This window comes from Streptomyces umbrinus (genome assembly GCF_030817415.1).
Taxonomy (GTDB): domain Bacteria; phylum Actinomycetota; class Actinomycetes; order Streptomycetales; family Streptomycetaceae; genus Streptomyces; species Streptomyces umbrinus_A.
On sequence record NZ_JAUSZI010000002.1, the window covers coordinates 5,169,720 to 5,195,669 of the forward strand.

The 25,950-nt window shown below is 72.9% G+C and carries 23 protein-coding genes; all 23 read right to left on the reverse strand.

Annotated elements, in window-relative coordinates:
• Positions 1-29: 29 nt before the first annotated feature.
• The 23 genes from QF035_RS22375 to QF035_RS22485 all read right to left on the reverse strand — a co-directional run bounded on the left by QF035_RS22375 (position 30) and on the right by QF035_RS22485 (position 25,930).
• Positions 30-260: an MbtH family protein gene (locus QF035_RS22375; RefSeq protein ID WP_307522263.1), complete on the reverse strand. Its 231-nt coding sequence runs from the start codon at positions 258-260 to the stop codon at positions 30-32.
• Positions 261-346: 86 nt separating this feature from the next.
• The gene (gene sbnB / locus QF035_RS22380; protein ID WP_307522265.1) at positions 347-1,345 is read right to left on the reverse strand and encodes a 2,3-diaminopropionate biosynthesis protein SbnB; all 999 of its coding nucleotides are present in this window, start codon (positions 1,343-1,345) and stop codon (positions 347-349) included.
• 88 nt (positions 1,346-1,433) lie between these two features.
• A complete protein-coding gene (locus QF035_RS22385) occupies positions 1,434-2,210 on the reverse strand; it encodes an FkbM family methyltransferase (RefSeq protein ID WP_307522266.1) in 777 nt (258 codons plus the stop codon).
• Entirely contained in the window at positions 2,207-3,559 is a 1,353-nt protein-coding gene (locus QF035_RS22390; RefSeq protein ID WP_307522267.1) for a condensation domain-containing protein, read from the reverse strand. The genes QF035_RS22385 and QF035_RS22390 overlap by 4 nt, the downstream gene beginning before the upstream one ends.
• Before the next feature lie 7 nt (positions 3,560-3,566).
• A complete protein-coding gene (sbnA, locus tag QF035_RS22395) occupies positions 3,567-4,550 on the reverse strand; it encodes a 2,3-diaminopropionate biosynthesis protein SbnA (protein ID WP_307522268.1) in 984 nt (327 codons plus the stop codon).
• Between the two features lie 79 nt (positions 4,551-4,629).
• Positions 4,630-7,203 (reverse strand): MMPL family transporter, encoded by a 2,574-nt coding sequence (locus QF035_RS22400; protein ID WP_307522269.1) that lies wholly within the window; start codon positions 7,201-7,203, stop codon positions 4,630-4,632.
• A 25-nt stretch (positions 7,204-7,228) separates the two neighbouring features.
• Positions 7,229-7,531 carry an acyl carrier protein gene (locus QF035_RS22405; protein ID WP_307522270.1) on the reverse strand — a complete coding sequence of 101 codons (303 nt, stop codon included), beginning with the start codon at positions 7,529-7,531 and terminating at the stop codon, positions 7,229-7,231.
• Positions 7,528-9,453, reverse strand: a complete 1,926-nt coding sequence (locus QF035_RS22410; protein WP_307522271.1) for an acyl-CoA dehydrogenase — start codon at positions 9,451-9,453, stop codon at positions 7,528-7,530. Before QF035_RS22410 ends, QF035_RS22405 begins: the two co-directional genes overlap by 4 nt.
• A 106-nt stretch (positions 9,454-9,559) precedes the next feature.
• Positions 9,560-13,111 carry an AMP-binding protein gene (locus tag QF035_RS22415; RefSeq protein ID WP_307522272.1) on the reverse strand — a complete coding sequence of 1,184 codons (3,552 nt, stop codon included), beginning with the start codon at positions 13,109-13,111 and terminating at the stop codon, positions 9,560-9,562.
• Positions 13,112-13,305: 194 nt separating this feature from the next.
• A complete protein-coding gene (locus QF035_RS22420; protein ID WP_307522273.1) occupies positions 13,306-14,043 on the reverse strand; it encodes a 2-hydroxychromene-2-carboxylate isomerase in 738 nt (245 codons plus the stop codon).
• The gene (fabG, locus tag QF035_RS22425; RefSeq protein WP_307522274.1) at positions 14,040-14,813 is read right to left on the reverse strand and encodes a 3-oxoacyl-[acyl-carrier-protein] reductase; all 774 of its coding nucleotides are present in this window, start codon (positions 14,811-14,813) and stop codon (positions 14,040-14,042) included. The genes QF035_RS22420 and fabG overlap by 4 nt, the downstream gene beginning before the upstream one ends.
• Positions 14,814-14,824: 11 nt before the next feature.
• Positions 14,825-15,328 carry a 3-hydroxyacyl-ACP dehydratase FabZ family protein gene (locus QF035_RS22430; RefSeq protein WP_307522275.1) on the reverse strand — a complete coding sequence of 168 codons (504 nt, stop codon included), beginning with the start codon at positions 15,326-15,328 and terminating at the stop codon, positions 14,825-14,827.
• On the reverse strand, positions 15,325-15,741 hold the full coding sequence (locus tag QF035_RS22435; protein WP_307522276.1) for a 3-hydroxyacyl-ACP dehydratase FabZ family protein: 417 nt from the start codon (positions 15,739-15,741) through the stop codon (positions 15,325-15,327). Before QF035_RS22435 ends, QF035_RS22430 begins: the two co-directional genes overlap by 4 nt.
• Positions 15,738-16,004 (reverse strand): acyl carrier protein, encoded by a 267-nt coding sequence (locus QF035_RS22440; RefSeq protein ID WP_307522278.1) that lies wholly within the window; start codon positions 16,002-16,004, stop codon positions 15,738-15,740. Before QF035_RS22440 ends, QF035_RS22435 begins: the two co-directional genes overlap by 4 nt.
• 91 nt (positions 16,005-16,095) lie before the next feature.
• Positions 16,096-17,208, reverse strand: a complete 1,113-nt coding sequence (locus tag QF035_RS22445; RefSeq protein ID WP_307522280.1) for a beta-ketoacyl synthase N-terminal-like domain-containing protein — start codon at positions 17,206-17,208, stop codon at positions 16,096-16,098.
• 147 nt (positions 17,209-17,355) lie between these two features.
• The gene (locus QF035_RS22450) at positions 17,356-18,186 is read right to left on the reverse strand and encodes an SDR family oxidoreductase (protein ID WP_307522281.1); all 831 of its coding nucleotides are present in this window, start codon (positions 18,184-18,186) and stop codon (positions 17,356-17,358) included.
• A complete protein-coding gene (locus QF035_RS22455) occupies positions 18,180-19,253 on the reverse strand; it encodes a beta-ketoacyl synthase N-terminal-like domain-containing protein (protein WP_307522282.1) in 1,074 nt (357 codons plus the stop codon). Before QF035_RS22455 ends, QF035_RS22450 begins: the two co-directional genes overlap by 7 nt.
• Entirely contained in the window at positions 19,250-20,428 is a 1,179-nt protein-coding gene (locus QF035_RS22460; protein ID WP_307522283.1) for a beta-ketoacyl-[acyl-carrier-protein] synthase family protein, read from the reverse strand. Before QF035_RS22460 ends, QF035_RS22455 begins: the two co-directional genes overlap by 4 nt.
• The gene (locus QF035_RS22465) at positions 20,425-21,399 is read right to left on the reverse strand and encodes an acyl-CoA thioesterase (RefSeq protein WP_307522284.1); all 975 of its coding nucleotides are present in this window, start codon (positions 21,397-21,399) and stop codon (positions 20,425-20,427) included. The genes QF035_RS22460 and QF035_RS22465 overlap by 4 nt, the downstream gene beginning before the upstream one ends.
• 1 nt (position 21,400) lies before the next feature.
• A complete protein-coding gene (locus tag QF035_RS22470) occupies positions 21,401-22,345 on the reverse strand; it encodes an alpha/beta fold hydrolase (RefSeq protein ID WP_307522285.1) in 945 nt (314 codons plus the stop codon).
• Positions 22,346-22,356: 11 nt separating this feature from the next.
• A complete protein-coding gene (locus QF035_RS22475) occupies positions 22,357-23,463 on the reverse strand; it encodes a beta-ketoacyl synthase N-terminal-like domain-containing protein (protein ID WP_307522286.1) in 1,107 nt (368 codons plus the stop codon).
• Entirely contained in the window at positions 23,460-24,656 is a 1,197-nt protein-coding gene (locus tag QF035_RS22480; RefSeq protein ID WP_307522287.1) for a beta-ketoacyl synthase N-terminal-like domain-containing protein, read from the reverse strand. The genes QF035_RS22475 and QF035_RS22480 overlap by 4 nt, the downstream gene beginning before the upstream one ends.
• A complete protein-coding gene (locus tag QF035_RS22485) occupies positions 24,653-25,930 on the reverse strand; it encodes a beta-ketoacyl-[acyl-carrier-protein] synthase family protein (RefSeq protein WP_307522289.1) in 1,278 nt (425 codons plus the stop codon). Before QF035_RS22485 ends, QF035_RS22480 begins: the two co-directional genes overlap by 4 nt.
• Positions 25,931-25,950 lie beyond the last annotated feature (20 nt).

The following is a 25,950-nucleotide window of genomic DNA, read 5'->3' on the forward strand; positions in this document are numbered from 1 at the left end:
CAGACCTGGGTGTGGGTGGACGCGGCGGCTCAGGCCGCGGAGGACTCGTGCATCTGCCGACGCAGGCTCAGCGGACGCATGTCGGTCCACACCTCGGCGATCCGGGCCAGGCACTCCTCGCGCGTGCCCTCGGTGCCCTCGGCCTGCCAGCCGGCGGGCAGGTCGCGCCCGGCGGGCCACAGCGAGTACTGCTCCTCGTCGTTGAACACCACGCGCTGGAGGGGACCCTCGGGCTGCGCGCCGGTCTGTACTGCGGTCATGGAAACTCCTTGATCGGTACGGTGGTTGGCTGATGTGACCGGCCGGCGGCCGCCGGTCGGACAGCTGCCGGCCGGACGACTGCTGGTCAGGCGGGCAGGAAGTCCTCGACGCGTACGCCGAGTCCGAGACGCTCGGCCTTCTCGCGCACGAACTCGGCGAGCGCCAGGTCGAGCACGCCCAGGCCGAACGGCGAGTAGACGACGGGCCGGTGCGCCTCACGGCGGAGGCGGGCCGTGCCGCGCAGCAGGGCGCCGATCGACGCGGCGACGAAGTCGCGGTTGCCGACGGCCTGTTGGGCGAGGTCGAGGGAGGTGCGCTCGCGGCAGACGTGGTCGGCGTCGTCGACGACGTTCACCGCGCCGAGGATCGACTCGGCGGTCAGGTCCCGCAGGGAGACGTGCAGGACCGTGGTGTCCGGGCCGCACGCCGACAGGTCCAGGTGCGGGGTCGCGGCGGTGGTGGCCAGGGACACCAGCCGGTGCTCGCCGAGCGCCCCGGCCAGGTCGGTCACGGCGTGGGCCTTGACCGCGGGCGCCACCTCGGCGCACCGCTCGGCGAACGCCTCGGCGCGGGCCGGGTCGGTGTCGTACAGGGCGGCCTCGCGCAGGTCCGGCAGGGCCGCGGCCAGGAAGCGCAGGATCTCCAGGTTGATCACTCCGCAGCCGATGAGCAGGGCGGACGTCGGCGGGTTGTGGGTGGTGAGCTCCCGGGCGGCGAGCGCCGCACTGGCGGCGGTGCGCCGAGCGGAGATCACCGCGCCCTCGACGAAGGCCACCGGGCGCCCGTCGTCCATGGAGTTGAGGACGACGGCGGCGCTGGCCCGCTCGGTCCCGGCCGCCACGTTGCCGGGGAAGGAGGCGATCCACTTCATCCCGGCGACGGGCCGCTCGCCGCCCCGGTAGGCGGGCAGGCCGATGATCCGGTCCCGGCCGTGCCGCTCCTCGGGAAAGCGGAGGAACGTCGAGTGCGGCAGGGACGTGAGCCCCTCGTCGTGCAGCCGGTAGGTGTCGGCGACGAGGTCGATGATCTCCGTCTCCCGGCCGGACAGAACGTCCGTGACATCGGCGCGCCGGAGAATCAGCATGGGGTTCCCTCTCTGCGTAGTGATCGGGGGGGGCGGCCGGAGCCTGGTGCTTGACACTCAGATGGTGCGAGGGCGCGCTATATGCGCCCTATACGGCCCGTTCGGCCTCGATGTCGTAGAGCACGGTGCCTTCGAGCAGCGGTTCCTGCCGTACGCGGACGTCGAATCCGTGGCTGTGCAGGAGGTGTCGTACGGCGTCCAGGTGGCCGTCCTCGTCGTGCACCTCGGCGACGACGGCACCGACGCGGGCCCAGTGGTGGTCCTCGATGCCGCGCAGCACGTCGAGCTCGGCACGTTCGACGTCGACCTTCAGCAGGTCGACGCGGTCGAGTCCGTGGCGGCGGATCAGTTCGGACGCGGTGACGGCCGGCACGGTGAGCTCGACGCCGTCGTGCAGCCCGTCGACGAGTTCCCCGGCGTCCTCGGGGCCGATCCCGCTGTTGCGCAGGAAGGCCAGGGTGATCTCGTCGTCGGCCTGCCGGTCGGCGTACACACCCGAGTTGCCGGGCGCGTCGGGGTAGTACGTGAAGCGGAGCCGCCCCGGCCGGTCGGACACCGCGACGCACTCCGCCTGCCAGCCCGGGGCGGCGTGCTCGGCGAGGTTGCGGCGCAGGCACGCGTGCAGCTCGGGCGCCGGCTCGGCGGCGACGACGCGTACGCCGGGGCACGTCCGCGCGCAGAGCACCGACAGCAGGCCGATGTTGCCGCCGATGTCGAGGACGGTGTCGCCGGGCCGCAGCCGCCGGGCGGCCCGGTCGTACGCACCGGGCGGCAGCATCTCGCGCCACATCGCCACGGCGGCCGGCCCGTTGACGCACCAGACGGCCGGCCCGCCGGGGAGTTCCTGGCGAAGGGGTGCGTTCATGACGTGCTCCCGAGGGCGAGAAGGAAGTCGAGGTCGTCCGGGACGACGAGTGCGGCGTCGGCGACCTTCGTGCCGGGCGCGTCAAGGGAGACGTCGACGAGCCGGTGCCAGACATCGCGGAAGCGCAGCATCGTGGCCGCGTCGAACAGGTCGGTGTTGTAGCGCAGGACCGCCTTGAACTCCCGGCTGTCCTGCAGCACTTCGACGGTGAGGTCGAGCTGGCCCTCCTGCTGGGGCACGTCGCACAGTTCGGCGCGCAGCCCGCCGAGGCGGACCGGCCCCTCGTACAGGCCCGGGACGGGCAGCCGGTCGGCGGCGACGAGAGTGCAGGCGATACGGAAGAGGGGGACCCCGCCGCCGTCGAGCAGTTCGACGGGATAGCGGGCGTGCGCGAGTCCGGTGCGCAGTTGGCGCTGCACGGCCTCGGCGGTCTCCAGGAAGCTGGTGCCGGGGGCGAACCTGGCCGCGACGGGCAGGGCGTTGACGTAGTAGCCGACGGCCTGCCTGCTGCGCGGCGTGAACCGGGTGGTGACCGGGCAGCCGACGAGGAAGCCGTCCGGGGCACCGGCGCGGTACAGGGCCGCCTGGAAGGTTCCGAGCAGCCAGGCGAACGGCGTCAGCGCGTGCCGGGCGGCCGCCTCGCTCAGCCGGGCCGCGGTGCTGTCCGCCAGGACGAGTTCGACGGTGGCACCGTTCAGGGTGCGCTGCGGCGGACGCGGCCGGTCCGTGGGCAGGGTGGCGGGGCCGAGCCCCTCGCAGACCTCCCGCCAGTACGCGGCGGCCCGGGCCCCGCGCGGCGAGTCGACGAACTCCCGCTCCGCACGCACCTGTTCGTCCCAGCCCGCTTCGGCGGGCGGCGGCAGGGGCGGCTGCTGCCCGGTACGTGCCCCGTACTCGTCGAACAGGTCCCGCACCAGCAGCCACTGCGAGGTGGCGTCGCTGACGAGGTGGTGGGTGACGGTGACGAGCAGGGCGTCGTCGGGGGCCCTGCGCAGCAGCACCGCGCGGAAGGCGCCCTGTTCGAGCCTGAAGGGTTCCTCCCCGGCCCGCCTGGCGAGGTCGAAGAGGGCTCCGTCGTCGGCGTCCGGTGTCTCCCGCACGTCGAGCCGTACGGTGTCGGCGGGGCGGGTGACGCGTATCGGGCCCTCCTCGGTGCCCGGGAAACGGGACCGCAGCAGTTCGTGCCGCAGGACGAGCGCGGTGAGCGCCTCCTGGAGCACATCGGTGCGCACCCGGTCACGCAGCCGCACCGCGAGGACCACGTTGTAGGCGGAACTGTCCGGGTCGAGTTGATGAGTGAGCCAGAGTCCTTCCTGGCCGAGTGACAACTGACCGGTGGACACATGCATGGGTGAATCAGCCCTTCCACAGATGAGAGACGTCGCCGAAATTCTGGTGCACCCAGGAATCGGAATAGATGGTGTCGAGATAGCGGTCACCGCCGTCCGGGAAAACCAGGACACAGTTCGAGCCGTCCGGAATGCGGTGGCGGAATTTCCACAGAGCGGCGACGGTCGCCCCGGACGAGCCGCCCGCGAGGACCGCTTCCCGGTCGATGAGCCGACGGCAGGCGACGACACACTCCAGATCGGAGACGTGGACCACCTCGTCGGCGGCCGAGTCGTCCATCAGCGGGGGCACCACGGACGCGCCGTGCCCGGGGATGAGGCGCTGGGTGGATTCGAGGCCGAAGATCGCGCTGCCCAGTGCGTCCACCGCGACGACGGTGGTGTCCAGGCCGCGGGACCTGATGTGGTCGCGGCAGCCGCGCAGGGTGCCGAAGGTGCTGACCGAGCAGAACAGGAAGTCGACTCGTCCGTCGAGGGCCTCCTCGATCTCCCGCATCGTGGTCTCGTGCGCCTTGGGGTTGAGCAGGCTCGCGTACTGGTTCGGCCAGTACGCGTCCGGGGTCCCCGCGACCAGTTCGCGTACCCGGCGCAACCGCATCGGCAGGTACTCGCTGGTCAGCCCGTCCCGTTCGGTGACGATCTCGACCTCGGCGCGGAACGCGCGCAGGATGGCGAGGTTCTGCTCGGTGGTCTTGCCGTCGACCACGCAGATGAAGCGCAGGCCGAAGTAGCGGCAGATCTGGGCGAGTCCGACGGCGAGGTTCCCGGAGGAGGACTCGATGATCACCGACCGGCCCGGTTCCACCGCGCCGTCGCGGATCGCCGCGAGCAGCATGCCCAGCGCGGAACGGTCCTTGATGCTGCCGCCCGGATTGAACCGCTCGACCTTCCCGAAGACCCGGGAGCCGAACTCCGGCAGCAGTCTTTCCAATTCCACTAGAGGGGTGTTTCCTACTGTCGACAGAATGCCTGGGAACGTTTTCTCGGGCATGACTGCCCCTTCCCGGAGGGTCACTGCGAAGGAACGCAGACTTGACCCGGTAATTCTCTGCGGAACCGCTATGCCGCCCCTATACGGAAATCCGCTGCCGAGAAAGGTCGGCGGGACCCCGAAAGAGGCGGGCAAAGGAACGTGCGCGAGAACCCGGACGGGAAAGAAGACGGGCCGGAGCCGTCCGAGGGGGGTGGACGGCCTCGGCCCGTCGGGGGGAGAGGGGTCGATGGGGCGGGTCCGGCGCGCGGACCCGCCGGCCGGTCAGGCGCGTGGGCCCACCAGCGGGTCCGCTCCCTGCCCGGCAACCGGCTCCGCGGTCACCACGGGTTCCGCGGGGCTCTCGGCGGCCGCTGCGGCGGGCGCCGGTTCGTCGGCCCCCTCCAGGCTGATGCCGGGCAGCCAGGCCAGCCGGCTCGGCATCTTCCAACTGGCGTCGCCGAACAGGGCGAGCGAGGCCGGCAGCAGGATGCCGCGGACGATCGTGGCGTCGATGAGGACCGCGGTGGCAAGGCCCACGCCGACCATCTTGTAGTCGATCGCGGAGAGCGTGCCGAACACCGAGAACACCGCGACCATCACGACCGCGGCACTGGTGACCACGCCCGCGCTGCGGCTGATGCCCTCCACGACGGCCTCCTTGGTGTCCAGACCGCGCCCCCGGTCGGTACTCGCGCACCCGGCTCAGGATGAACACGTGGTAGTCCATGCTCAGGCCGAAGAGCGTGACGAACATGAACAGCGGCAGCCAGCTCACGACCGCGCCGTACGACCGGAAGTCGAGCAGCGACGACAGGTGCCCGTCCTGGAAGACCAGGGTGAGCACGCCGTAGGCGGAGCCGATCGACAGCAGGTTCAGCACGATCGAGATCAGCGGGATGGCCAGCGACCGGAACGCCGCCGTGAGCAGCACGAACGCCAGCAGGATCACGAAGCCGAAGACGTACGGTGTGCTCTCGCTCAGCGCGGAGTTGAAGTCCTCCTGCTTGGCCGTGTCACCCGACACGGCGTACTCGACGCCGTCGACCTTGCCGAACGAGGCGGGCAGCGCCTTCTCGCGCAGCTCCTCGAGCGCGGCGACGGACGCGGCGTTCTTCCCGTCGCCGGCCAGCGGCACCCGGACGACCAGGACGCTGCGGCTGCTGTCCACGGGCGACTTGACCAGCGAGGTGCCGATCGGCCCGTGCAACGTGCCGTTGCTGTCCGCGACCTGCCGCTCGAGCTCGGCGAGCGCTCCCTCGACGGCCGGGCCGTTCAGGTCGCCGCCGCGCACCATGACCTCGGCGGGCTCGGTGTCCGTGTCGGAGGGGAAGGCCTGCTGCAGCCGGTCGAGGGCCTGCAACGCGGGCACGTCGGTGGGCATCCGGTGCTTGAGGTCCGGGTCGGACAGCTTCATGCCGAGCGCGGGCAGCGCGAGGAGCGCGAGGACGAGCGCACCGACGCCGCCCCACAGCAGGGGCCGCTTGACGACCCGGCGCACCAGGCCGCCCCAGACACGCGAATCGCGCACCTCGGTACGGCGCTTGCCCAGCCACGGCAGCCTCCACTTGTCGACACGCTCCCCGAGCCAGGACAGCACGGCCGGCAGCACGGTGACCGAGCCGATCATGGCGATCGCGACGACGGCGATGGTGCCGATGGTCATGCCGGTGAAGGTCTCGATGCCGGTGAAGAACAGCCCGGCCAGCGCGACGATCACGGTGAGCCCCGAGACGACGACGGCCTTGCCGGAGGTACGCCCGGCGATCAGCAGGGCGGTGTCGTTGTCGTGCCCGGCGGCACGTTCCTCCCTGGCGCGGCGCAGATAGAACAGCGAGTAGTCCACGCCGACGGCCATGCCGATGAGCAGGACCACCGACGGGGTGCTGTCGCCCATGGCGATCCACTTGCCGGCGAAGGTGAGCGCGCCCATGGCGGCCACCACCGACACCAGCGAGATCAGGACCGGGATGCCGGCGGAGACGAGCGAGCCGAAGACCACCGCGAGGATGATGACGGTGAGCGGGATGGACAGGATCTCGGCGCGGGCGAAGTCCTCGTCCTTGATGTCACCGATCGCCTGGCTGACGCTGACCTTGCCGGTCTGTGTGATGGTGACGCCGGGGTGCGCGCGCTGCTGCTCCTGGATCGCCTTCTGCATCGGCACCAGCGAGTAGCCGGTCACCGAGAAGCGCACCACGGCCGAGCGGCCGTCCTTGGAGACGAGCTTCTGCCCGGCCTCGGCCGAGTCGGTGGGCGAGGTGATGTCGGAGGCCCATCGGGCGCCGGTTTCGTCCTTGCCGAGGCCCCGCAGCGCCTCGGCCACGTCCTCGGCCGCCTCACGCATCGCCGGGTTGTCGGCGTACCCGGATGCCTTGGCCCCGGCCTCGATCAGGACGTTCTCCTGGGGCGGCGAGAAGACCTGGGCCTCTTCGAGCATCCTCTGTGCGCGGCCGGTCTCGCCCGGCGAGTGCTCGCTGCGGCTGGTGCTGCCGAGCCCCGCCCCCAGGGCGATGATCAGGACGACAAGCCCGATCCAGCCGAAGCCCGCCTTCTTGCGATGGTGGACGCTCCAGTACGTGACGCGTTCGACCAGCGGGCGCCGGCCGGAGTCGGGTGCTTGGTTCATGATGATGTCCTCGTCGTAGAGGGCTTCCCACGCTGGCAGCAGCACCTCATCGGACTTCTATATCCGCTCGCTACGAGGCCAGTTCGGCCGCGAGGTGGGCGGTGATCGCGTCGATGGTGGGGTGGTCCCAGGCCAGGGTCGGCTCGACGACGAGGCCGAAGCGGTCCTCCACATCGCCGCACAGGGTCAGGGCGTAGACCGAGTCGAGGCCCAGCTCGGCGAGCTGAGCGCCCTCGTCGATCTCCGCCGCGGGCCGCTCCAGGTAGTAGCCGACGCGGTCGACCAGCCACCCGCGGATCGCCTGCGGTGTGATGTCGGAGGCGGTGGTCGCGGTGGTTGTGGTCGCGGTGGTCGTGGTCGTGGTCTCGGTCATGACGGGACTCCTCGGTCGGGGACGGACCGGCGGGCGAGCCGTCCGCGGAACAGGTCGAACGTGAGATCGCCGGCGTGCCGTTCGACGAGCTCGTCGAACAGCTGCCGGGCGGCGGATTCGGGCAGCGGCCCCCGGCGCAGGCCGAGCCGCTCGGCGAGCCGGTGCAGTGCGGCAGTGGCCCAGCGCGGGTCGGCAAGGAAGGCGGCACGATCGTCGGCACCGGCACCGGCATCGGCATCCGCGTCGGCACCGGCACCGGCACCGGCACCGGCATGGGTTTCGGTTTCCGCGCCGGAACCGTCACGGCGGGCGGCGACGGCGGTCGGGCTGTCGCCGTCGGCGGCATGCCATACGCCCAGGCAGGCGGCCGCCGCGAGCAGCAGGGTGTACCGCTCGGCCAGCAGGAAGGCGCGGCGGCCCGCCACCGGGGTGCGGTCGCGCGGTGGAAGGGCGGCGGCGCGGCGGGCGAGTTCGGCGAGTTCCTCGGTGAACAGACGGGCCAGTTCGGCGAGTTCACCGAGCTCCGGGCGGCCGGCCGCCTCGTCGGTGAGTTCGCGGGCCACGGCCGGAAGGTGGCAGGCGAGCCGGTCGGTGCCGCGTGCGGTCAGTTCCAGGCGGCCGAAGTCGAGGGCGGGCAGCGGGTCGTCGAGCCGGAACAGCGCCTCGGGCGCGGCCGAGGGCGGGGTCCCGTCGAGCGCCGGCCGCCAGGCCCGCTCGGCGAGCCGCGGAAGCTGCGGGACGATGGTGGAGAGGCAGACCGCACCGCTCGCGTGGGCGAGGGCGACCACCGGCAGGTCCCGGGCCGCCTTCTGGAAGACGGCGTACGGCCCTTCGCGCAGATAACCGCGGGCGCCGAGCACCACCCCGAGCCGGTACGAGCTGTCCTGGAGGAATTTCGGCACCAGGTACTTCACCGCCGCGGAGCGCACGCTGGCCTCCTCCGGCAGCAGGTGCAGCGACCGGGCGCCGACGGCGGACAGCGCGTCGCAGATCAGCAGGTCCACGAAGGTGTCCGTCAACACCCCTCGCACTTCCGGAAGTTCACTGATGGGCCGCCCGTACAGCTGCCGCCGCCCGGCGAAGTCGAGGACCACGCGCAGCTGCGTGTCTCCGACGCCGACGACCATGCCGGGCAGCACACTGCGAGTGACCTGGAACACCTTGAGGACGGTCTCCATGGCGCCGCCCTCCACCCCGAGGAGGGCGTCGGCCGGCACCGGGCAGGCGTCGAAGCCGATGCCGCCGAGCAGACAGCCCCGTACGCCCGAGGTGGGGTGGCGGGCGGTGCGGTCCACGCGGTCCGGAGGCAGCTCGTCGAGGTCCAGCAGGAAGTGCGAGTGGCCGCGGCTGCCGGGGTGTTCATCGGTGCGGGCGAACAGGACGGCGGCCTCGGCCCGGCCGACGTTGTTGACCAGTTGCTTGCCGCCGTCGAGGAGACGGCCGCCGTCGGGCGCGGGCCGCGCGGCCGTGGAGATACGGGCGAAGTCGCTGCCGTGGGCGAGTTCGGTGTACGCGGCGACGATCCGGCCGCCGCCCAGCAGCAACTCCGCGGCCCGGCGCCGCTGCGCCGCGCTGCCGTCCGCCCAGACGGGCAGCCCGGCGATGAAGCTGGTGACGCCGTGGCCGATACCGAGCGCGCAGTCCCGGCGGAACAGGCCGCGCATGAGCAGCGCGAACCGGTCGGCGCGCTCGAACCGCCCGCCGTACGCCCCGGGCACGAACTCGGCGCCGAGCCCGAACTCCCGCAGCGCCCGCTCCCCTTCGGGCAGCAGCTCACCGCGTTCGTCGGCGCGGAGAACGGCGTCGAGCCCGAGCGGGTTGCCCGGCTCGTACGGGTCGCCGAGCAGCGCTTCGAGCCGGGCGATCCGGTCCAGTACGGGCTCGGCCCGTTCAGGGGCCTCGGAGGTCAGCGGATCCGTCATGCTGCGTCCTTCGTCGGGCGGATGTCGGGGACCGGGTGTGCGGCCGTGCGGTGCCGGCGAGGCGGATCCGCGCGGCGCCGGCGCATCCCGGGCGGGGGCGGACCGCTCATGCCGCGTCCCTCGTCGCGCCGTCGGCCGGCCCCTCGGCCAGCGGGCAGCGCAGCAGCGAGAACAGCAGGCCCTCCTCGTACTGCGCGTGCAGGGCGGGCAGCAGTCCGTCCAGTGCCGGGCCGTCGAGGTCGTCCAGGTCCGGGACCTCGTTGAGTCGGCGCAGCAGGCGGGCCAGTACGGCGTCCAGCCACACGGTGCCGGCCCAGAGCGGGCCCGTGGCACGCGCCGTACCGGTGTTCTCCAGCCACAGGTGCAGGCTCGCCGCACCCGCGTACACCAGGGCGTATCTGCGTGCTGCCGCGAAGGCCTCCCGCGGCACCTCCCTGGCGCGGTGCCGGTGGGCGCCGAGCTCCTCGTGCAGTTCGTCGGCGAGGGCGAGCAGTCGCTCGGCCTGCGCCACCACCCGGGGCGGCGCCACGGCACGGGCCCGTTCCACGGCGTCCGGCAGGGACTGTACGACGCTGGAGCCGGACCGGGCGAAGAGAGTGAGCCGGTCGTGGTCGAGCTCGGGCACGGGCCGGTCGAGGCGGGCGGCCGACGCCACCGCGTCCCGGTCTGCCAGCCGCCCCCGCCAGCCGCGGGCGAGCACGGGGAACTGGTTGATCAGCGAGTTCAGGTTGACGGCCGTGCTGCCGTCGAAGATGCCGACGATCCGGTGGTCACGCTCCACCTTCTGGAAGGCGCCGTCGGCGAAGTCCCGGGTCAGCATCGCCCGCGCGCCGAGCAGCCCGCGCAGGCTGCCGATCACCTCGTCGCCGAGGGTCGGCACCAGGTATTTGGCCACGGCGGACACCGCGCTCTGCTCCGCGGTGAGGGTGTGTACGGACCGAGTAGCGACCAGGGACACCGCCTCCATGGCGAGCAGGTCGGCGTAGCACTCGGCCAGGGTTCTCGCCGCGTGCGGCAGTTCGGCGAGGGAACGCTGGTACAGCCGGTGGGTACGGGCGAAGTCCAGGGCGACGCGCAGCGCGTGGTCCGTCATGCCGAGCGACATCGCCGAGCAGAGCGTGCGGGTGATCTGGAAACCCTTGAGGATGATCTCCAGGCCCGCGCCCTCGGCACCGATCAGCGCGTCCTCGGGGACCTCGGCACCGTCGAAGGCGATACCGCTGATGTCCGCGCCGCGCACTCCGTGGGTGGACACACCGTCGAGGGGCCGCCAACTCCCCGGCGCCAGCCGGGCCTTGTCGACGAGCAAGAGGCTGAAGCCCCGGCTGCCGGCCGTCGCCCTCGTACGGGCCAGCACGCAGACGAGCTCGGCCCGGGTGGCGTTGTTGATCAGCCACTTCTCGCCGTCGAGCCGCCAGCCACGGTCGGTGCGCTCGGCCCGCAGCTCCCCCGCGAGCAGGTCGCTGCCGTGGGAACGCTCGGTGAGCGCCAGCGAGATCACGGCGCCGCCCGCGACCCGCTTCGCGAGCGCCTCGGCCTGCTCCGGCCGCCCCGCCACCCATACCGACACGGCACCCAGGTAGGTCTTGACGTGCCCGAGCGCGACGGTGAAGTCCCGTCGCCCGAGCGTCCGGATGAGCTGCGACAGCTCTTCGCTGCTGCGCAGTTCTCCTCCGTGGCGCGCGGGCGCGAACCAGCGCGGCACTCCGAGCGCGTCCAGTTCCCGGCAGACGGCGGCGGGGAACTCCTCCGCCCGGTCCAGTTCGGCACCGCGGGCGAAGGAGAACTCCCGCCGCCCGTCCCGCGGATCCCCGAGCCGCTCCTCCAGCTCCCGGCCGAGTGCGTACGGGTCCCAGGGGGCGCCGTCCGCGGCGGGCGGCACGCTCAGTTCACGTACCGGCCGGTCCCTCACCGCGGCGACTTCCGGCGCCAGCTCTTCGTGCAGTGCGTCCAGTTCACCGTCCTCGAAGAGCCGCCGCATCAGCGTCCGCTGGATCTTGCCGCTCGTCGTGCGCCGGATCCGCCCGGCCCTGACGAGGACGACGCCCCCGACCCGTACGCCCAGCCGCTGTGCGAGGCGGGCGCGGGCACCACGCGCCAGGGCGGTCAGCGCGGCCTCCTGGAGCCCGCGACCGCGCACCTCCTGAACGGCGACGATCTGCTCCGCCGCGGGACTGCCACCGGGCCGGACCCCGAAGACGGCGGCGGGCAGATCGGCGAAGGCCGGATCCAGGTCACGCAGTTCGCGTTCGATGTCGTGCGGATACAGATTCCGTCCGTGCACGATGATCATTTCCTTGATGCGCCCGGTCACGTACAGCTCCCCGGAGCGCAGGGCGCCCAGATCCCCCGTACGCAGGAATCCCCGGTCCCCGCCGGCCGTCACCGCGTCGAAGGTCCGCGCGCTCTCCTCGGGCCGGTTCCAGTACCCGAGCGCGACGCTGCCGCCCCGGACCCAGATCTCGCCGACGTGCCCGTCCGGCAGCTCGACCCGGCTGTCCGGATCGACGATCCGCAGATCGAGCCCGCGCACGATGCCGCTGCCGGCCAGCTCCTGCACACCGTCGGCCCGTTCGGGCGTGGTTGCCGCGATGACCTCGCCGCGGGCCAGCGCGGCCATGTCCGCGCGCAGCACCGTCGGCGCCCGCTCGGCCCGGGTGCCGGCGACGTAGAGCGTAGCCTCGGCGAGCCCGTACCCGGGCAGTAGCGAGCGGGGCGAGAACCCCGCCGGGGCGAAGCGCTCCGCGAAGCGGGCGAGGGTCGCGGCGTCGACGGGTTCGGCGCCGTTGCAGGCGTACCGCCAGCTGGACAGGTCGAGGCCGGCGGTCTGCTCCTCGGTGAGCCTGCGGGCGCACAGGTCGTAGGCGAAGTTGGGTGCGCAGCTGATGTCGGCGCGATGCCGCTCGATCAGCCGCAGCCAGGAGACGGGCCGCTTGAGGAAGTCGGTGGACGACATGAGCACCGCGGTGCCGCCCAGGTACAGCGGGGCGAGCATCATCGCGATCAGGCCCATGTCGTGGTGCGCGGGCAGCCAGCTGCACCAGGTCATACCGCCGTGCCAGCCGTGGCAGTCCCGCATCAGCCCCAGGTTGTGCACGAGCGCGCCGTGCGGAACCATCACGCCCTTCGGGTCGCTGGTCGACCCCGAGGTGTACTGCAGGAAACCGAGTGTGTCGGCCGCGACAGGATGCTCGGCCCACGCCTCCCCGTCACCGTCCCGCTCGGCCGCCTCGACGGCATGCATCCTCAGTCCGGGCAGCGCACCCCGCCCGTCCTCCAGCCAACGGCCCACGGCGGACTCACCCGCCTCGTCCGTCAGCACCAGCCGTGCCCCGGTGTCCACGGCGATCGCGGTCGTCCGGGCCTCCTGCCGCCCGAACCCACCGGGCACCGGAACCGGCACCGGAACCGCACCCGCGTACAGACAGGCCAGGAAGGCCCGCAGAAACCCGGTCCCGGGCCCGCAGGAGACGAGAACCCTCTCCCCGGGCTCGACGGTCCCGCCGAGCCACTGCGCGGCGGCCCGCGCCCGCCGGTCCAGTTCCCCGTACGCCAGATCCTCCTCACCGGCATCCGAGCTGAACCGGACCGCGCTGCGCCGCGGCGCCAGGACCACCCTGCGCCGCACGGCACTGACAAAGCTCTCGAAGCCGGACACCCAACTACCCACCCTCTGCGATTGCTTGGAACCGCGCTCACCCAGCAGCGGACACCAACCAGCCAACCGAGGCCCGCTATGCGGCACCTATATGCGAGGGGACCCGCCCTGACGGAACCCCGAAGGGCCGCCGCACAACGCCGGGGGAAGCGTCGTACGGCGGCCCGGGGACGGCGGCCGGCCGGAAGGCCGGCTCAACCGCACCCGCCCGCGTGCCCGTCGTCGACGGACGACACGGACGGCGGAAGCGGGGTCCCGGAGACTCCCGGGACCCCGGCAGGGTCAGCGGCGGTCCTCTCCTCGATCGCCGCGACGAAGTCCGGCAACCGGTCGACGCCCCAGTACTTGTCGTAGTGATCGACGAAGAACGGCACCCCGAAGACCCCGTCCCGCTGGATCTCCAGCAGCACCCGCACCCCCTCCGCCCGCAACGAGGAGTCATCGGCGGCGCACGCCAACTCCTCCTGCCCCAGCCCGAGTTCCCCGGCGAACCCCGCGATCACCGTCCGGTCGCAGATATCGAGACCGAGCTCCCAGCGGGCCCGTGCGGCAAGGGCGACGAACTCGGGTCCCCTGCCGTGCCGGGCCGCCGCGAGGTACCCGAGATGCGGCACCTCCCACACCGGCTCCCGGTCCACCGGCCAGGTGAACTCCAGCCCCCGCCCGGCAGCGAGCCGCCGCACGTCCTGAAGGATGTACCGGTGCTTCTCGGCCGACATGGGCGTGTACGGAAAGGCGCCCCCCGCTTCCGCGAGCAGCTTCCGGCTCAGTTCGTCCGGCTCGAAGAAGGGAACCCACTCCACGGCCTCCGCCGTCCGCGGATACCGGTCGATGAGATCCCGGTAGGCGAGCCACGAGTAGGGACTGCGCAACGAGAAGTAGAAGCGCGGCACGCGCCCGCGCCGCCGCCCCCCGCGCACGGCGGCGCTCACAGCGCGATGCCGCCGTCCACCTGGAGGACCTGCCCGGTGATGTAGGCGGCCTCGGGCGAGAGGAGGAAGGCGACCAGCGAAGCCACGTCCTCGGGCCGGCCGAACCTCTTCAGGGGTATCCGCCCGAGCATCTCCCTGGCCACCTTGGGCGGCAGCGCCGAGGTCATGTCCGTGTCGATGAATCCCGGCGCCACCGTGTTGGCCCGGATCCCGTGCCGCCCGCCCTCCTTGGCGAAGGAGCGGGTGAAGCCGATGATCCCGGCCTTGGACGCCGAGTAGTTGGTCTGCCCCGCGTTGCCCGCGACCCCGGCCACCGAGGAGAGCGTGACCACGGCGCCGCCGCCCCGCTTGATCATCGGGAAGGCCACCGCGCGGCACAGGTTGTAGGTGCCGTCGAGGTTGGTGCGGACGACCGCGTCCCAGTCCTCGTCCGGCATCAGCACCAGCGGGCCGTCCCTGGTGATGCCGGCCGAGGTGACCGCCGCCGAGACCGGGCCGAGCTCCTCGTCGGCCGCGGCGACGAACTCCTTCACCTGCGTACGGTCCGTCACATCCACCCGCCGGGACAGCACCCGCCGCCCCAGCGCACGTACCTCCTTCTCCACCACGGCCGCCGCCTCCTCGTCGGAGCGGTAGCAGAAGCCGATGTCGTAGCCGTCGCGTGCCAGCCGCACCACGACGGCGCGGCCGATACCCCGCGAACCGCCGGTGACCAGCGCGACCTTGTCGTTCGAAGCCGAGTGCACGGCAGTTGCGCTCTCCTCGGACACGGACCCTCTCCTCACACACTCACCGGGGCGCGGTCGGGCGCCGGAAGCAACTCGTTGACATCGCGCAGCGCCACCACGAACGCGCCGACGCGCAGCACCTCGCGGCCGCCCGCGTACGTCTCGCCCGCGAGAACCGCCGTCTCGTCCACCGACTTGACCAGCCGCACCCGGTGCTCCAGCACGTCGCCGGGATAGGCACGCCCCGAGAAGCTCACCTCGTTGATGGCGCCGGCCAGTTCGACCTTCCCGGCGAGGACGTCCGGGTTGGGGTTCTCCCACACGGACAGCAGCACCGCCGACTGGGCCCACGACTCGATGACGAGCGAGGTCGGATACGCGTAGTCGGAGGCGGCGGCGTCCTGGCCGAGCGACGCGTAGCAGGGCTCGTTGCCGGAGACCGCCTTGTACGCGGTGAGGCTCTCGCCGGGCACCACGTCGGCGGCCCGGTCCACCAGGAGGATCTCTCCCCGATGCGGGATGGTGTTCTTGATCCGCCCGATGCCGTAGACGGTCACGAGTTCTCCCCTTCCTTCTCCTGCTTCGCGCGGTAGCGCAGCCGGATGTCGGCCACCTTCCCGCGGTTGGTGGCGACGGCCGCCTTGAACAGCAGTCCGACCGCACTGTCCACGACGCCGACGTCGGTGTGCACCCGGTCGCCGGGAAAGACGGGCCGGTGGAAACGGCAGCGGTCCATGGCGACCAGCTCGACCTCGCCGTCGTCCTCTCCCCGCGACGCCGCGGTGTTCCTGGCCCACTGGCGCACCGTGCGGTCGGCCGCCTCGATGAGGAACACGCCGGGCAGCACGGGGAAACCGGGGTAGTGCCCGGCGACGACGGCGTCGTCCACCGGGGCGTCGAAGGCGGCGATCGCGCCCGCCGGGCCGGTGCGGATCAGCTCCAGGGGCCCCAGCGGCGTGGCGGCGCTCATGACTCCTCCCCCAGCTTGCGCTCCAGCAGTCGGTAGGTGCCCTGGAGCGAGGTGATCGAGGCCAGCTCGGCCTCCGCGAGGCGCACCCCGTACTCCTTCTCCAGGCGCACGGTGATCTCCAGGGCCATCAGTGAGTCGACGTCCAGGTCGTCCATGAAGTGGGCGTCGTCGGTGACCTCGGCGACGTCGAGGTCCAGTACGTCGGCGACGAGGTCGCGCAGCTGCTCCTTGTCGAGCACGGGAACGGTGACGGACTCGGGCATGGGGTACACACGTCCTTCGGATGGTGGTTGGCATACGAGTGGCGGAGAAAGTTCCAGGGCGGCCGGTACGTCCTGCGGCGCGCGGCGGCAATCACGGCCTGCCGGTACGCAGCACGACCGCGCCGGTCTGGCCGTCGGGGTCGACGGAAGTGACGAGCACCGGCCCGTCGCCCGCGGTGAGGGCGGCGGCGAGCTGGAACGACGCGGAGGCCGCGCCGCAGTCGCCGACGAGGCGGCGCAGCCGCAGCCGGGGCGGCCGGTGCTCGCCGAACAGGCCGGCGAGCGCCGCGTCCTCGCGGGCACCGAGCGGGCCGCCGCTGTCCGACGGTACGAGCAGGGCGACGTCCTCGGGCCGCACGTCGGCCTCCTTCAGCGCCTCGGTGGCGGCCCGCGCGACGGCGTCCCGGGCCCGTTCGGGGGCCGTGAAGGCGATGAACCGGGAGCCGCTCAGCGAGGCGAGCGGGGTACGTCCGTGGGCGTCGGCCCGGCCGAGCGATTCGAGCAGGAAGAGCGCGCAGCCCTCACCGAGCGGTCCGGCCGGCTGACGGGACGGGGAGCCGGTGCGCGCCCGGTACTCCAGCCAGGCGCGCTCGGTCGAGAACTCCTCGACGGCGCCGCAGAGTACGGCCTCGCAGTGCCCCTGCCGAAGCAGCCGGGCCGCGTAGTTGAGGGCGAGCAGGCCGGTCGGGGCGCCGCCCGCGACGGTGGTGTTGGGCCCGCGCAGGGTGTGCCAGATGGCGCTCTGGCCGGCCGCACGGTTCATCACCGTGTTCGGGAACAGCGCCGGGTCGACGTGGAAGGGCTTGTCGCCACGCAGTGAGTCCCGGGTGAAGTCCATGATGCTCTGCACGCTGCCGTGCCCGGTGCCGAGCACCATGCCGACGGCCTCCGGGTCGTCCCCGGCCAGGCCGGAGCCGGCCGACTCCAGGAGCATTCCGGCGGTGGTGACGGCGAGGGCGGTGGCCCGGTCCATGGCCCGGGTTCCCTTGCGGCCGAGGATCGCCCGCACGTCGAAGTCCGGTATGCGGCCGGCCCTTTCGTAGGGCCCGAGGTCCGCCGCGTCCTCCGCGCCGCGCACCACGCACCGGTCCCGGCCCACCCCCGCGGCGAAGGTCTCGGCTCCCAGCCCGTACGGCGAGGCCGCCGACCAGCCGGAGACGACCAGGGTGTCCGGGTCCGCCCCGGTGACAGGACTGACGCTCATGGTTGCTGCTCCTTGTCGGTGGTGTGGATCGGAGAGGCGTACGACGAGGCCGAAAGGCCGGTATGCCGATAGGGGGTCTGGGGGGGCGCAGTCCCTCAGACGAAGGGACGGGAAACGGGTGGCGGCGGCGGGGGCGATGAGCCTCCGTCACGCCGGACCGGGCACCTCCCACGCGCCGGCGGCCGCGTGCAGTTCCGCCCCGTCCACGCCGATGGTGTTCCCGGTCAGCCAGGACGAGGAGGTGCGGGAGAGCAGCGCGACGGCCTCGGCCACGTCGTCGGGCCGGGTGAGCCGCCCGTGCGGGTTGTTCTCCGCGGCGCGCTCGACGTAGCCGGCGTGCTCGGGGATACGCCGCAGGGCGGGGGTGAGGGTGGTCCCGGCCCGCAGCGCGTTCACCGCGACCCCTTGGGGCGCCAACTCGCAGGCCAGTTGCCGTACATGGGACTCCAGCGCACTCTTCGCGGCGGACACGGCCCCGTAGCTCGGCAGATGCCGGGACGTGCCGGCGCTCGTCATGGCGTACACCTTCGAGCCGTCGCGCAGCAGGCCCGCGGCGAGCAGGTCCTGCGTCCAGTACACGAGGCTGTGCGCCATGACGTCGAGCGTCATCTCCAACTGGCGTACGGAGACCGGCTTCTCCCAGCCCTCGCGCGGCAGGAACGGCACGAGGGTGCCGAAGGCCAGCGAGTGGACGAGAATCCGTATGCCGTCGGTCGCCCCCGTCAACTCGGCCAGTTTCGGGACGAGTTCGGCGCGGGTCGCCTTCGCGGCGGCATTGGCGTTGAAGAAGCGTGCCTCGACGCCGAGAGCACGGATCTCGTCGACGATCGCCTCGACCTCCTCGGCGCGGGCGGCCGTGTCGAAGTGCACACCGGCGACGTGGACGCCCTCCCTGGCGAGCCCGAGGGCGATGGCCCGTCCGATCCCGCTGGACGCCCCGAGGACCAGGCACCAGCTCCCTTCGAGTGACTTCAGCATGCGACGGCTCCTGTTGACGACGGTGAGGGGACGACACGGACGAGGGCGACATGGCCGGCACCGGAGGCGCAGACGACGAGCCGCTCCGGCCCGTGCGGTGCGGTGACGGCGTGGGCGACGGCGAGCGCGCCCCCGAGGCAGCCTGCTCCGGCAGCCCCGGCGGGCAGCCCGGTCCCGGGCGCGCCGGCGGGCGCGGTGGGGTGGGAGCCGAGCGCGGTCCGGCCCGCGCCGGTGGTGGCACCGGCTACGGCCAGGGCGACGGCCTCGGACACGGTGGACCCGTCGAGATCCAGATGTACGTCGACGGAGTCGTCCCGCGTGCGCTCGCCGAGCAGGTCGGTGAGCGCACCCGCCAGAAGCCCGGCGGCCCGGCTCCGGCCCTCGAAGTCGCGCAGGGCACCCGGCGGCAGGAACAACGACCGGGCCCGCACGGTGCCGTGCACCCGGGCGCCGCGCGACCTGGCGGCGGCCGGGGGTTCGAGGGTGAACACCACGGAGCCCTGCTGACCGCCACCGCCCCGGCCCGGCGGCAGCGGCTCCTCCGTCGCCGCCAGGACCAGCGAGTCGCAGCGGCCCGCCGCGAGCGCGAGCGCACCGGCGGACAGCGCGTCCACGGCGGCCGTACCGGCGGTGGCGACCGTCAGGGAGAAGCCCTTGAGTCCGAACTCGGCGGCCAGCCGGTTGCCGAGCACGTTGACCGCGAAGTAGGGGGCGGTCGCCGGAGACAGCGCTGCCGCGCCCTCCTCGGTCACGGTCGCGTCCATGGCCTCGAAGAGCGCTGCGAGCCCGGTTCCGGTCGCGAGCAGCAGCCCGCGCCGCTCGGCCGGCACCGCGTCGGGCCGTCCGCCGTCGGCGACCGCACCCCGGGCCGCGGCCAGGGCGTACTGGGCGGCGGCCGGCAGGTACTTGTAGCCCCGCCGCCCGAGCCGCTCCCGGTGGGAGAACCACTCGCCCGCACCGGGCATCGCGCTCCCGCCCGCCACGACGGCGGCCTCGGCGCTGTCGCCCCACGGGGAGACGACCCCGACCCCGGTCACGGCGAGCTCGGCCGCAGACACCCCGCTCACCGGCTCTCACCTCCCGTACGCGCCAGGACCAGCGACGCGTTGTTCCCGCCGAACCCGTAGGCGTTGACCAGCACCCGCCCGGCCCCCGCGGCCGGCGGCACCGGGCCGTCCTGTGGCAGCAGGACCGCGCACTCGGGGTCCTGTTCCTTCAGCGGCACGTTCGGCGGGATCTCGCCGTGCCGCAGGATCAGTGCCGCCGCGACCGCGCCGAGCGCGGCGGACGCTCCGCCCGAGTGGCCGAGGAGCGCCTTGAGGCTGAAGAGCGGCACGCGTGCGGCACGCGGTCCGAGGACCCGGTGCAGCGCACGGCTCTCCAGGACGTCGTTCAGCCGGGTGCCCGTGCCGTGGGGCACGACGCAGCCCACGGTGTCCGGCGCCCCGCCCACGGCCTCGCGCATGGCCCGTACGATCTGCTCCCCGTCGGCTCCGGGAGCCGTGGGATGGTCCGCGTCACAGCTCCACGCCACCGCGTCGAGCCGTACCGCGGGCAGCGCGCCCCGCGCCCGGGCGTGCGCCGCCGACTCGACGACGAGGATGCCCGCGCCCTCGGCGAAGACCGTGCCGGCCCGGTCGCGTTCGAAGGGCCGGCAGCGCTCCGGGTCGACCGCGCCGAGCCGGTTGAAGCAGCCGAGCGCGACCCTCGAGTACGCGTCGGACCCGCCGGCGATCACCACGTCCGCCTCGCCCGCGCGCACCAGGTCCGCCGCGACGCCGAGGGCGTAGCCCCCGGCCGCGCAGGCGTTGCCCAGGTCGTGGACCGTGGCGAACAGGCCGAGTTCGGCGGCCAGCGCCGTGGCGAGGCGGAACGGCGGCGCCCAGCCGCCGTCCGTCCCCCGCCCACGCTCGTTGCCGCCCGGCTCGCCCATGCAGCTGCCGAGCACAACGGCCGTACGAAGCGTGGAAAGCGACGCGGCGTCGAGGCCGGCGTCGGACAGCGCCTCGGCGGCGGCGAGCGAGGCGAAGCGGCTCGCCCGCCCGGCCGCCGGGACGGCACCGGGGCAAAGGTCGGGCACCAGGTTGATCAGCGGCAGCTCCATCCGGGCCAGCGGGTCCGCCGGCCGGTCGGGCAGCCGGACGCCGGCCGCCGTCATGGCGCGCCACAACGTGCCGGCGCCCGCACCGTGGCAGGTGACGGCGCCGATCCCGGTGACCACGACCTCGGCCTCGCGGTTCATGCCGACCGACCCTCCAGGGCCGCGTTCATCCGGTCGTCGAAGGGCACCAGGCTCCAGTCGCGGCGGTTCTCGATCACCGCGTAGCCGTGGGTGATCCGGCCGGTCGCGGTCTGTACCAGCCGTCCCTCGCGCACGACGTACGTGTCCATGCGGGAGTCGTACGTGAAGCCCTTGAAGACGTTCTCGACGGTGAGGACGACATACAGGTCCTCCTCCATGCGCGCCTCGTCGAGCACGGTGATGCGCGAGTGCGGCACGACCGGGATCCAGTTCTGCTCGTCGAGCAGCGTCTTGATGGAGACCCCGCGGTCGGCGACGAGCCGGTCCTTGGCCTCCTCCATGAGCCGCAGATAGCCCGACATCTGCTGGCGCTCGGTGAAGTGGCAGTACCAGTAGGGGATACGGAACTTCCAGGCGTACGCGTTGCGCCCGGCCGTCAGCTCCTTGACCAGGTCGTCGGCGTCGAGGTCCGCCTCGACGGGTTCCGGCGTCCAGCCGGGTTTCGCCGCGAGCCGGTCGACGGCGAACGGCGCGAGCGCGGCCGGGACGGGCTGCTCGCCGCCGCCACGCGGGTCGAGCCGCAGCTGGACCCGTACGGTCGAGGTGACGGCCTTGAGCGGCGTGTCGCGCCGCACATGCAGGGTGACGGCGAAGAGCAGTTCGTCGTCCTTGGCCCTGCGGTGCGGCTTCACCTCGGCGACCGCGGCGTCGTCGATGTGGAAGGCGTGCAGGATGCGGGTGTCGATGTCGACGATGTCCGTGCACAGTCCGTAGGCCTCGTAGACCGCGCCGGGGGCGATCCCGGCCTGCCTGAGATGGTTCAGGACGGCTTCCTCGACGAGGTAGTTGACGTGCTTGAAGCCGATCCAGGTGCAGATGTTGGAGCCCTCGTAGCGGGGCCTGATCTCCAGGGAACTGGGCTCCTGGAGGGCGAGGACCGCGGCCTCGATGTCAGCGGTGTTCGTGGTCACGTCAACTCCGGTGCGTAGGCGTAGGGATGGGCAGAAGGGAAACGTCGGAGGGAGCGCGGTCCGCGGGGCGGCCGGAAGGTGCGCGGTGCCCGGGGGAACCGGCGTGGGCGGGGCTCTCGGACGGCTCGGGGAAGACCTCGCTCAGCAGCGCGTGTACCGCGTCCGCGAAGCGCCGGGGCTGCTCCGCCATCGCGAAGTGGCCGCAGTCGTCGAAGAGCCGGAGCCTGCCGCCGGGCAGCGCCGCGGCCAGCGCGACGGCGTCCTCCGGCGGCGCCGCGAAGTCCTGCGCCCCGGCCACGACGAGCACCGGGAGCCGCAGCGCGGCCACATCGAGGAAGGGGCTGCGCAGATACGCGCCGAAGAACTGCTGCCAGCCGTACGGCCCGATCCGGTCCCGCACCCGCAGCGCCATCGCGGCGCGCAGCTGCGGCGACAGCCGGTCGCCCGCGCTGATCCGCAGGCCCTCTTCGAGGATGCGGTGGAAGCCGCCCAGGTAGTACGTGGCGTCGTCCCAGGAGAAGTCGGCGGGGCTGCGCCGGTGGAAGGGGGCGACGACCACGGCGGCGCGCGGTGCCCGGCTCCCGCGGCGCGCGATCGCCTCCAGGGCGGGCCCCGCGGTGAAGGAGTGCGCGACGAGCACGTCGACGCCGCCTGGCACCGCGTCCAGCGCCCGCTCCACGTGGTCCGAGGGATCGTCGCGCAGACTCCAGTCGGGATCGCCCTCGGCACTCCAGGGCAGTGTGCCCTCCCACAACTCGACACGTTCCAGCGCGTGTTGCTCGTAGGCATGCCACACGGACGCACTCCCGGCCAGCCCGTGCAGCACGATCACCCTCACCGGCAACAGGCCCACACGGGCCTCCCGCCGCAACCTCACGACAGCCGCCCGCCGCCCGCCGGCCCCGAGCCCGCCGCCCGCGCCGGAGCCGCTACGGGCCTCGGACACGCCACCCGTTGTCATCGCGCACTGTCCACGAGCCGGGGCACCGCGGCGCCCGGAGCGGTGAGGATGAGGGCCGAGCCCGCGTCGTCACCGCCGGCGTCACCCGTGCCGGCGCTGACGAGCACGACGTCGTCGCACGCCGCGCCGGCGCCGCGGTCGAGCACGCCGCCGCGAGCAGGGCCGGTCGCCCGCTCCGCCAGCCAGACGGCCGCCGCGGCACACTGCATGACTCCCAGCGCGCCCGACGCGGGCCCGTACCACGCGGACAGATCGTGAACCGGTGCCGTCCCGGCTCCCGCGCCGAGTCCAGGGGCCGGCGCGCGCAGCCCGGCCGGATGTTCCGGCACGCACCACAGACCCACCGGACCCGGCCGCAGCGCCCGTACCTCGGCGACCGCGTCGGCGTGGACGCCCCTGCGGGCGTACGGACCGATGCCGGCCACCGCCCGTACGCCCCTCGCCTCGGCCGAGGCGGGCGATTCGACGACCAGCGCCACCGCCCCGTCGAAGAGCTCCGGGGCGCCGTCCTCGTCGTAGGCGTCCGGATCCGGGGTCTCCGTGACGTGGCGCACGGCCGGGTTGTCCGGCTCGACCCCGACGACGAGCGCCCGGTCCAGCCGCCCGGCGGCGATGAGGAGCCGGGCCCAGTTCACGGCGTCGAGCCCGGACGTGGGCCCGTTGCACAACGTCAGGTTGGCCCCGCGCAGTCCGTGCGTGATGGCCAGCCAGGAGGCGACCACGTTGCTGGAGGTGGCGGGCAGCAGCATCGGACTGGTCGCCAGGTACGTGGACTCGGCGATGGTCTGCACGGTCTCGCAGACGGTGTCGCAGTTGCCGTAGTTGGTGCTGGCGACGACGCCCGTGCTCTCGCCCGGCACCGTCAGCTCGCCCGAGTCGTCGATCAGCCGAGCCGCCTTGAGGGCATCCCGGGCCGCGGCCATGGCGAGCTTGGTGGCCCGGTCCTTGTAGCGCAGACCCCGCCCTGTGAGCCGGGAGACGGGGTCGGCCGCGGACCGGTGCCCCGCGGGCAACGGCCCGAGCAGGCCCGCCGGTCCGTCGAGACCTCGTACGGCCGTACCGAGCCCGGTGATCACGGCCTGCGTGGTGCGCGCGGTGCTCACAGTCCCGCTCCTTCGTCCCGTACGGCATCTCGTGCCGGGGGTTCGTCGACCCGCTCCACGACGGCGACCGCGTTGAGCCCGCCGAAGCCGAACGAGTCGATCTGCGCGATGCGCAGCGGCTCCATGGGCCGCTCGGCGGCCCCTCGCACCAGCCGGAATCCGGCCACGGCGTCCACCGGATCGTCCAGGTACACGGTCGGCGGGACGGTCCCGCGCCGCATCACGTCGACCGCCGCGACCAGGCTGTGCAGCCCCGAGGCACCGGCGGTGTGCCCGGTCATCGACTTGATCGCCGTCATGTACGGCGAGGGGTCGAGGCCCGCGAACACCGTGCCGAGCGCGGTGGACTCGGCCTCGTCGTTCAGGGGGGTCCCGGTGCCGTGCAGCATGACGAGGTCGATGTCGGCGGGCCGCACACCCGCCCGCCGGTGCGCCTCCTCGACGGCCGCGGCGATGTTCTTCGCGTCGGGCGCCGAGGGGTGGTACGCGTCGCAGTTGACGGCGACGCCCCGCACCCGTGCGTGGACGTGGGTCCCGGCGCCCGGACCGTCGCTCTCCCGGCGCAGTACGACCGCCACGGCACCCTCGCCCTGGAGCATCCCGCGCCGGGCCCGGTCGAAGGGCCGCACCCGGTCGGGGGCTTCGGGGTAGCAGCGGTCGAGCAGGCCGTACGTGCTCTCGGTGATGGTGTCGACCCCGGCGACGACGACGGTGTCCGCCGCCCCCAGTTCGAGCAGGTCGGTGCCGAGCGCCAATGTGTAGAGCGAGGCCGAGCAGGCGTTGGCCACGGTGTGGGTGTCGGCGGCGTTGAAACGGCGCCGCAGCATGGTGCCGAAGTGCAGGTCGGCCGCGTCGAAGGGCACCTTGTCCCGCCAGGACAGCTCCACCGAGCGCAGTTCGCGCAGGGTGGTGCCGACGAGCACCGGCACCCGTGACAGATCGTCGCCGAGGCCGGCGTCCCCGGCCGCCGCCGCGACGGCCCGCTCCAGCCAGCGGGTGGCCCGCAGCGGTTCGTCGACGCCCTGCGCCGGACGGTCGTCGATCTCGTACGCGACCTGCGCGCGGAAACTGTCGCGGTCGTAGCCCCGCAGCGGCGCGAGCCCGCTGCGGCCCGCGATCAGCGAACCGAAGATCTCCTCGACGCTGCCGCCGATACTGGCGACGGCGCCCATCCCGGTCACGAGCCAGCTCATGCCGCGCTCCGGTCCCGGTAGGCCCCGAGGATCAGTACGGCGTTGTTGCCGCCGAAGGCGAGCGCGTTGTTCTGCACGACGGACAGCTCCGCCTCGACGGCCTCGTTGGGCACGCAGTCGACACCGCACTCCGGGTCGGTCTCCCGGTGGTTGACCGTCGGCGGGATGAAGCCCTCGGTGATCGCGAGCGCGCAGGCCGCGGCGGACACCGCGCTGGCGGCCCCCATGCTGTGGCCGATCATCGACTTGATGGAGACCGTGCGCGGCATGGCGTCCTCGCCGAACACCTGGCGGATGGCGCCCGCCTCGGTGATGTCGTTGGCCTTGGTACCGGTGCCGTGCGCGGAGACGAAGTCGACCTGGTCCGGGGTCACACCCGCGTTGCGGTGCGCGATCCGTATCGTCCTCGCGATGCTGTCCCGGTCCGGGGCAACGGGATGCAGGGCGTCGCAGGCGAGCCCGTAGCCGAGCACCTCGGCGTAGATCCGGGCGCCGCGCGCGAGCGCCGAGTCCAGACTCTCCATGAGGAGGATGCCGGCGCCCTCGCCGGTGAGAATGCCCTCGCGGTCCTTGTCGAAGGGCCGGCACACCTCCGGGGCGATGGTGCCGAGCCGGTAGAAGCCGGTGAACGTCTTGCGGCAGGCGGCGTCGGCACCGCCGCACAGAGCGATGTCGACGTCACCGCTGCGCAGCGCGTCGTAGCCGTAGCCGACCGCGTAGTTGCCCGCCGCGCACGCGGTCGGGATCGTCACGGACTCGACGTCCTCCAGCTCCAGTTCGCGGACGATGCCCGCGGAAAGGCGTCCGGCGGGGATACGCCGGGCGACGGCGGGTTCGTACTCCTCGGGGCCGCTCTCGATGCCCGCCGCGACGAGCTGATCGAGATCGCGGGACTCGCCGTCCGTGGTGCCGACGGACACCAGGGAACGGCGGGCTCGCACGTCCGCCGCGCTCAGGCCCGCGTCCTCGACCGCCATCCTGGCGGCGGCAACCGAGAACTGGCTCGCTCTGCCGAGTTCCTCGGGCTGCTGCCGGGTGATCCAGCGCTCCGGCACGAAGTCGGTGACCTCGCAGCCGTTGGCGTGGGCGAAGCCGGTCGTGTCGAACGCGGTGATCGGCTTGACTCCGCTCGCACCCGCACGCAGGCCCTCGGTGAAGGCCTCGACACCGATGCCGATGCTGGTGACCACGCCGAGGCCGGTGATGACCACCCGGCGTCCGGCGGCCTCACGTGCACTGTGACCTGGCACGTCTGTGTGGATCGAAGCGTTCATCGAAGCTCACCCATCTGACG